Source organism: Microcoleus sp. B4-D4 (assembly GCF_036705185.1).
In the GTDB taxonomy this organism is placed as follows: domain Bacteria; phylum Cyanobacteriota; class Cyanobacteriia; order Cyanobacteriales; family Microcoleaceae; genus Microcoleus.
Map to the genome: position 1 here is coordinate 104683 of NZ_JAUBTX010000016.1, position 9174 is coordinate 113856.

The 9174-nt window shown below is 43.4% G+C and carries 4 protein-coding genes; 2 read left to right on the forward strand and 2 right to left on the reverse strand.

Features of this window, described 5'->3' with window-relative positions; genetic code table 11:
• Positions 1-41: 41 nt before the first annotated feature.
• Complete coding sequence (hpsU, locus tag QUB13_RS14660) at positions 42-770, forward strand: hormogonium polysaccharide biosynthesis acetyltransferase HpsU (protein ID WP_333381943.1); 729 nt, start codon at positions 42-44, stop codon at positions 768-770.
• On the opposite strand, the gene QUB13_RS14665 is transcribed toward hpsU, so the two are convergent.
• Together QUB13_RS14665 and QUB13_RS14670 are read right to left on the reverse strand one after the other, a co-directional pair.
• On the reverse strand, positions 739-2067 hold the full coding sequence (locus tag QUB13_RS14665; RefSeq protein ID WP_333381945.1) for a hybrid sensor histidine kinase/response regulator: 1329 nt from the start codon (positions 2065-2067) through the stop codon (positions 739-741). The genes hpsU and QUB13_RS14665 overlap by 32 nt on opposite strands.
• Positions 2068-2072: 5 nt before the next feature.
• Complete coding sequence (locus tag QUB13_RS14670) at positions 2073-6548, reverse strand: PAS domain S-box protein (protein WP_333381948.1); 4476 nt, start codon at positions 6546-6548, stop codon at positions 2073-2075.
• 992 nt (positions 6549-7540) lie between these two features.
• Between QUB13_RS14670 and QUB13_RS14675 the strand changes: the two genes are divergently transcribed.
• Positions 7541-9076, forward strand: a complete 1536-nt coding sequence (locus QUB13_RS14675) for a mechanosensitive ion channel domain-containing protein (RefSeq protein ID WP_333381950.1) — start codon at positions 7541-7543, stop codon at positions 9074-9076.
• Positions 9077-9174 lie beyond the last annotated feature (98 nt).

The window sequence follows — 9174 nt, forward strand, 5'->3', positions numbered from 1 at the left end:
GCTTAAACTAGATTTTCAATTAAACATTAAATTAACTATCAATGACTTATAATATACCAACTCCGCACCAAGAACCGGAAAATCCGATCGCAAATTCCCCAAATCCTGAAATAAACCATCGTCCAATTAGCGACAATCACCCAAATACTTTGACAGGTGAATCTTTAATTGATTTGCGACTGTACAACCAGTCAAAGTTCGATCGCGGCCGGCCTGGTTGGCTAATTTTGCTGTGGTGGTTCGTGCAGGCGATCGCCTTTCCTCTCACTCCACACCCTTTTAACGGCATCAGAAGCGGCTTGCTGCGGTTATTTGGCGCGAAAATAGGTTTTGGCGTAATTATCCGCCCCACGGCTCGTTTTACCTATCCCTGGAAAATTGAAATCGGCGATTGCAGTTGGATCGGCGACGATGTTGTATTGTACAGTCTCGATCGAATTGCGATCGGCAAACACTGCGTTATTTCTCAAAAAAGTTACCTTTGCACCGGCACCCACGATTCCCAAGACCCAGCCTTCGGCTTAATAACAGCACCTGTTATCATAAATAACGGCGTTTGGATTGCCGCCGACTGCTTCATTGGCCCCGGTGTCGAAATCGGTGCCAACGCTTTAATTGGAGCTCGCAGCAGCGTCTTTAAAAATATGCCTGCAGGCTTTGTTTGTATGGGAACACCCTGTCGTCCGCGCTACCTGCGAGAAATTAACCAAATTTCAAAAGAGACATTGCACCGGGAAACTAAGCAGCTTGACAAGCTTCCTGCCGAATAGGAATTTCAATGACGAATTCTATTCCCTTTTCTTCTGTAGGTTGGCAGTACAATCTGCCCCCATGCTTTTCAACGATAATTTGGTAACTGATAGATAACCCCAATCCAGTTCCCTTACCGATCGGTTTGGTGGTAAAAAAGGGATCAAATAGCTTTGGTTGTATGGTTTCGCAAACTCCTCTACCGTTGTCACTAATATGAATAGCCACCGAATCCTCGTCAATTACTTTTGTAGAAATCCAAATGCGGTTCGGGTTTTGTTTGATTTCTGCAAAGGAACGCTGCTGATTAGATTCATCCAAAGCATCAATGGCATTGGCAATAATATTCATGAACACTTGATTGAGTTGTCCGGCATGACATTCTACTGGTGGAAGCTGACCATAATTTTTGATTAGTTCAATCTCAGGATGCTCTGGTTTTGCTTTTAAACGATGATGCAGAATGGTCAGCGTACTATCAATTCCTTCATGAATATTTACTGCTTTCACGTCTGCCTCATCTAGGCGAGAAAAGATTCGCATAGACTTGACAATCTCTTGGATGCGCTCCGTTCCTAAGTTGATTGAGTTAAGAACTTTGATAAAATCTTCCTCTACAAATTCTAGTTCTATTTCATCCATTGCTGCTTGAATCCGAGGGGTGGGATTTACATAATCTTCTTGATAGAGATGTATAAGTTTTAGTAAGTTATGAGCGTACTCTTGGGCATAACCCAAATTGCCAGATATGAAATTTATCGGGTTATTTATTTCATGAGCAATCCCAGCCGCCATTTGCCCTAAGCCGGACATTTTCTCGCTTTGGATTAACTTAAGTTGCATTTGTTGTAAATTATCATAGGCTTGGCTGACTTCTAAAACTTTTTCCTCCAATAACGTATTTTTTTCTTCTAATTTTTCAGCTAGAATATGAAGCTTTAAATGCAGGTTAACGCGAGCTAATACTTCCTCTTGTTGGAAGGGTTTGGTAATATAATCTACAGCCCCAAGCTTAAAACCCTCAACTTTATTGGCCGTATCCGAGAGCGCCGTCATAAATATAATGGGAATCTGTTTAGTTTCTGGATTAGCCTGTAATCGACGACAGGTTTCAAATCCATCAATCTCTGGCATCATGACATCTAACAAGATGAGATCGGGGAGAGCATATTTGACGCGCTCTAGTGCCATTTTGCCAGATTTGGCAACCCGAACTTCAAATCCTGCCTGACTTAAGGCATCAGATAAAACACCCAAGTTAGCTGAATTGTCATCAACTATAAGAATCGTACTCTTTGGTTGAATTGCTGAATTCATAAACCTTACTTGTAGGACTGAATAAAAGTCAAAATCTCTTCGTCTTGAAAGTCTTTTGCCATTTGATACAATATTTGAGCAAAGGGAATGTATTTGGGATCTATTTCTTCAAGTAATGCCGCCTGCTTAACTATTTCTAGGAAATTTCCTTGCATAGCCAGCTCGTATAGTATTTCCATTTTTGTAGCAGGCGGGGCAATTAGCTCGTTGGTGTCTGAGGATCTCGCCAGTGGTTCTTCATTATCTTCATAAACCCATTCCAAATCAAGATACTGTTGCAATTTTTGTAGTAGTTCCGTGGCTTGGACAGGTTTGGGAATAAAAGTGTTGCCTCCTGCTTCTAAACTTCTGTATTGATCGGTTTCAAATACGCTGGCAGAAGAGACAATAATCACGATGTCTTTGAAGTTTTCCGATTCTCGAACCCGCTTAATTAGCTCGTAGCCATCTAGTTTGGGCATTAGTAAGTCGGTAACGATTAAATCTGGCTGCACCTCTATAATTTTTTCCCAGCCTTCCTGCCCATCGTTGGCTTCAGACACCTCAAAGCCGATCGGACTGAGCAAATTGCTAATTACCGAACGGTTAGCCCATTTGTCATCAATAACTACAATCTTAGGTTGGCGGTATTTGATGCCGATAATCTGCCCGCGATGGTCGATTTGAGATGTTTTTACCCATTCATCGGCTTGAGATAGATTGACATCAAACCAGAAAATACTGCCAACATTCATCTCACTTTGAACCTCAATGGTACTGCCCATTAGTTCTACAATCCTTTTGCTAATTGCCAGTCCCAATCCAGTCCCCTCTGTCTGCCGCCTGCGATCGCCTACCTGCTCGAAGGGCTGAAAGATAGCTTGGAGTTGATCTTGGGCAATGCCGGTACCGGTATCGCGTATCTCAAAGCGAATTTTTCCTTCGGTTGCAAAACTGACTATAAAAGTAACAGTGCCCTCATCCGTAAATTTAATAGCGTTGCTCAAAAGATTTATTAACACTTGTCGCAAGCGTTTTTCATCGGCACGAATACCGATCGGCAGTTCGGGGCTTGATGGAAAATGGAAGTTAATTCCCTTAATTTCAGCTCTGATGCGACACATTTCTGCGACACCTTGCAGGAACGCTGGGAAATGAAAATCGGTGGGCATGAGTTCCACTTTCTGTGCTTCAATCTTCGACAAATCGAGAATATCATTGATTAAGGTCAGTAAATGCGAACCGCACTGATAAATGATATCAATGCGCGATCGCTCTTCTTCTTTCAAGACTTTAGAACGCTGAAGAATCTGCGCGTATCCCATGATGCCATTAAGCGGAGTTCGCAACTCGTGGCTCATGTTGGCAAGGAATTCACTTTTAGCCCGACTAGCAGCTTCTGCGGCTTCCCTGGCTTTTGCCTGTACGATTTCTGTTTGTTTGCGATCGTGGATATCGATACAAGTGCCAACCCACTCCCGGAGGCTGCCATCTTCATTCAGAATGGGTACCCCTCTAACTTGAAAATAACGATAGTTTCCATCCGCTCCGCGGAGTCGATACTCTATGTCATACAGGCTTCTCGTTTGCGCTGCTTCCATCCAAACCTGAGCCGTTCGTTCGCCATCGTCCGGGTGAATTGCATCTAACCAGCCAAAACCAACCACCTCAGCTTCGGTTTGTCCGGTGTAAGCTCTCCAACTCGGTAGATCCGGGCATTTTCCTTCAGCATCCGCTGTCCAGACAATTTGGGACGTAGCAACTATTAGCGATCGATAGCGTTCTTCGCTTTGTTTTATAGCATCTTCCGCTTGTTTGCGATCGTGGATATCGGTGCAAGTGCCAACCCACTCCCGGACGTTGCCATCTTCATTCAGAATTGGCACCGCTCTAGCTTGAAAATAACGATAGTTTCCATCCGCTCCACGGATTTGATATTCTATCTCATACAGGCTTTTCGTTTGCACTGCTTCCATCCAAACCTGAGCCGTTCGTTCGCCATCGTCCGGGTGGATTGCGTCTAACCAGCCAAAACCCACCACCTCAGCCTCGGTTTGTCCGGTGTAAGCTCTCAGACTCGGTATATCCGGGCATCTTCCTTCAGCATCCGTTATCCAGACCATTTGGGACGTAGCAGCGATGAGCGATCGATAGCGTTCTTCGCTTTGTTTGATAGCATCTTCGGCTTGTTTGCGATCGGTAATGTCGGTATTAATTTCGAGTTGGGCACAAGGCTTTCCTTCTGCGTCGCGTTGTAATGTCCAGCGACTGGCGACAATAATATGCCGATCGTCACGGGTAGTGTGGTGCAGTTCTCCTTCCCAACTTCCGTGCTCGAAAAACTCTGGCAATAAGGTTTCTAATGGTTTAGGGAAGATGGTTTCTAAGAATGCGTGAATGTACTCCCCGGCTACTTCCGTTTTTGTCCCGTTATAGAGCTTTTCTGCACCTTGGTTCCAGTAGATGATGCGATCATCCATATCTCTAATAATGATACTATCGCTAGCTAAGTCCAGTATTTCTAGGGTTTGACGGAGTGTTTGCTCGACTTTTTTGCGATCGCTAATATCTCGTGTTGTGGCGATGATGCCGAGGATATTGCCATTAGCATCCCGCCAAGGAGCCTTTGTCGTGAAAAAGGTCGCGCTGGTTTCACCCTGAGAGACATCTTCCTCGTAAGTCTCAGTGATTCCTGCTGCCATGACTTGGCGATCTTTTGCCATAAGTTCACGAGCACTGTCAGCAGACATTAATTCTAAATCATCTTTGCCGATGATTTCTTCAATTGGCTTGCCTAAGAAGTTTGCCAAATTGGAGTTCATGGCAACATAACGCCCTTCCCGGTCTTTAACCACAATTATATCTGGCGTACTTTCCAGAATAGAGTTTAGCAGTGCGTTGCGTTCGCGCAGAGCTTCTTCAACTTGTTTGCGATCGGTAATATCTGTATTAGCTCCCACCCATTCCCGAATTGAACCATCCGCGTTCATAATTGGTACACCACGAGAACTCATGTAGCGATATTCCCCGTCATAGCGGCGCATACGTAATTCAACTTCATAGAACGATCGATTAGCAATAGCAGTTGACCATATACTAACAATACGAGCGTGATCGTCTGGGTGGAGCGTGTCTAGCCAGCCCCATCCTTTATACTCGTCAAATGTCTGTCCTGTAAATGCACTCCAAGTAGGTTGCTCGATCGCCATTTCGCCGTCTGCATTGCAGACCCAAATAATTTGAGCAGTGGCTTCCATCAAAGAACGAAATCGTTCTTCACTTTGTTTGAGGACTTCTTCTGCTTTTTGGCGATCGGTAATATCTGTATTAGCTCCAACCCATTCCCGAATTGAACCATCCGCGTTCAGAATTGGTACACCACGAGAACTCATGTAGCGATATTCCCCGTCATAGCGGCGCATACGGAATTCAACTTCATAGAGCGACGAGCGATTAGCAACAGCAGTTGACCAGGCAGTGACCATAGACGAGCGATCGTCTGGATGGATAGCGTTGATCCCACCCCCTCCCTTGTAATCATCAAATGTCTGTCCTGTAAATGCACTCCAAGTAGGTTGCTCGATCGCCATTTCGCCGTCTGCATTGGCGAGCCAAATAATTTGAGCGGTGGCTTCGATTAAAGAACGAAATCGTTCTTCACTTTGTTTGAGGACTTCTTCTGCTTTTTGGCGATCGCGCAGGGCAGCTTGTTGTTCGCGAATATCCCGCGCAACAGTCGAAATAAACTCGACTTCGCCCGCTGCGGTTTTGTGAACGATCAAAACCTGGGAGACTGGAATTTCTTCCCCATCCCGTGACAAAAATAGGATTTCACCAGTCCACCTACCCTCTCGCAAGGCGGTGGGAATTATTTCGTTGTGGAACTTTGCTTTTGCCGAGCGAGCTAATACAGAATCTATACTAAATGGCGATCGTGCTTCCTCTGGGGACATCCCCAGCAATTTCTGTCCGGCTTTGTTGAGGTAGACGCTATGCCCCGTAACATCCACAATTCCTACTAAGTCGGAAGTTGCTTCCAAAATTGCCGTCAGTCGTGCCTGCTTTTGTTCTGCCCGCTTGCGATCGCTAACTTCAATCACAATGCCACCAAGACCACAAACCCTGCCATTTTCATCCCGCAAAGGATAGTAAGATGCTTGCCAGTAGCGCAGGATGCCCGGTTCTTTCGGCGTTTCACCTACTAATTCACAGTCGAGAATGGGCTTGCCCGTATCCAGAATGCTTTGCAGAATTGGTTCCAGAGTCGGAGCCAATTCTGGCAGAACTTCACGCAGGGATCTACCAATATGGTCTGCCACACAAATGCCATTGGTATGGGCCATAACTTCGTTAATTTGGACGTAGCGAAGTTCGTGGTCTAAAATCAGCAGTCCGGCGTTGGCACCTGCAAAAAAAGCGTCGAAGCGATCCTGTGGCAATATCTGTGCTGTTGTGCTCTCTTGCTGTGGCGGTTGGTTTTTATCTGGCGGCAATTTGCTCATATTAAATCGTGCTTTTCAGCTATAATTCTAGAACTTCTTTCCAATTGTGCGATCGCAAGGTTTTCGTTGCCTGCTATTTGGGTACTGAAAAAAACGTTCAGTAGGGCGACCATTAGGTTTTCAATCGGGGATATATTGTATCCCTTGCAACACTATTTTCGTTAATTCTTCGGATGTATCGCCCAGCAGTTCTATTCTTCATCAATTCTATTGCTAATCAACCCTATCGGTAGAACATTGGTGACAACATAAGCTAGGGAAGCATTTGTCAATCAGCAATTATGCTTAGCATTTACTCAGGTTTTTGGTGGAAAATTGGCGATTTGGGCGATCGAGCAATCATGTCTCGCACCATATTTATTTCCACCCACCCCCAAATCGCCAATTTTCACTCCTGAATAAGCCGTATTTTCAGTAATTTTACTGATTGACAAATGCAATTAAGTGATAGATTGTCCCCATCTCGGTAGAATGCCAAGTATTCTTGGAACGTTATCAATTTTAGCTAGATTGATTAAATTTTAACTTAGATACTCTTAGATATACACAAGACGGACTCAACTTTTACAGTAATAGTAATATTTATCCCACCAGTTCAACTCATTATTATAAGATTCGGATATTTAACTTGTCCACTTAAACAGTCATTCCATAATCCCAGCTTCATTTTATAACATAAAGTCAACAAAAAATTAGCCAACAGTATGATAAAATCTCAGATAGTTAACCTTGACTAAAGTTAGTAGGGAGATTGGCATTAATAATATATAATTAGGCTATTTGGGAAAAGTGGCACACCGCAGGCATAGGAATCAAATATATCCTAGAAATTGGTAACACGGATAACTGCCTAGTATGAGTAACCACAGATATATGTCACCAATTCAGTTTTTTACCACAAAAATAGGTCAAAAATTTGTAATAACGAGTTCAAGATTTTATTGCCAGACGGGCAACTAACAACTTTATTTCTTACTGCCAACGGCTTAAAAATGGAAACACAAACAAAATCATTTCCTGAAGTCAACTTGAACGAAATTCCAGAAGACTTATTAACACAACTCTCCCAACTGTTCACAGCAACCCTATTTAAAATAGGTGATAATCCTGTATCGATGCAGTCACTTGTGGAACTGATTGTATTGTTCATGGGTATCCTGATCGTAGCCCGCTCTTTTACCAATTTCCTTAAAGAACGCTTGCTAGTTAAGTTGGGAATTGACGAGGGAAACCGGGAAGCAATCGCCGTAATTTTGCGATACTTAATAGTCGCTTTTGGAGTGATATTCGCCATCCAAAGCATCGGCGTTAACCTTGCTTCTTTGGCAGTAGTTGCAGGGGGATTGGGAGTCGGAATTGGCTTCGGAATCCAGGATTTAACAACTAATTTTGTCAGCGGCTTAACGCTGCTTTTAGACAGACCGGTGAAAGTCGGAGACTTTGTGGAATTAGAAGGATTGATGGGAATCGTCAAAAAAATCACGATTCGCTCGACCATCGTCCAAACCACTGATGACTCCAGCGTTATAGTTCCAAACAGCACTATAATTAGCAACAAAATTGTTAACTGGAGTTACGAAAGCTCGTTACTTTGTCTGCGACTATCCATAGAAGTAGCCGAGGATAGCGACCCGCTATTAGTGACAGAAACTCTATTAAATATTGCTTACGCCGAAGCGGGAGTTTTGTACGAACCGACTCCGAAAGTATTGTTTGTTGAGTTTGGCGAGGATAGTTTTAAATTTGAGCTTTTAGTTTGGACAGACAAACCCGTCGAAAGAGAATTTATTAAAAGTTCTTTGAATTTTGCCATTCAGTACAATTTTCGCCAGCAGGGAATTGACTTTCCTTTCAATAACAGAGACTTGTATTTGCGAAATCCCGAAGTTTTATTGTCGCTGTTCGATCCAAATAAAACAGCAATCTCCACCGCTGAAAATCCCCCTAAAAACGATCGGAAATCTCCGGTTTCGGTAGGAGAAGAAGTCAAAACGCAATTGTCCCTTAGTTCTTTGCTGCGAAAGGTAGAATATTTTGAACATCTGACGGATTTAGAATTGCGGCAATTGATTGAAGTGGGATACCGCCAACGGCTGCAACCACAAGAATTTTTATTTCACGAAAACGATCCGGGAGATGCTTTTTATTTGATTCTTTCAGGTTCGGTGGAAGTTTTTGTGGAAGCTATTGACAAACACTTGAATTATCTCAGTGTAGGTCAGTTTTTGGGGGAACTTTCTTTGATGTTGGGAATCCCCAGAACTGCTTCGGTGAGAGCTTTGGAAGAAACTATTTTATTTGGCATCAATAAGGAAGGTTTCCAGAAAGTTTTAACTGAAAGACCGGATTTATACGAACAGATTATTGAGGAGATAGTCAAGCACAAAGAAGAGTTAAGCGAGAGACAGCAACTGTTGCGAGAGATGCAATTGGTAGAAGCATCGGAAGAAGATGATGATGAAAATCCTGTAGAGTGGGTGAGAAAACGGCTGAAAGATTTATTTGGTGTTGAAGCAAAAGATGGCTAAATCAACAGCGTGCAATTATGTTAGGGTTTGCTGAATAATCGATCGCAAACCAATCACAGGAGCGATCGATATATTCAAGCTTGGTTAATATAAGTTCT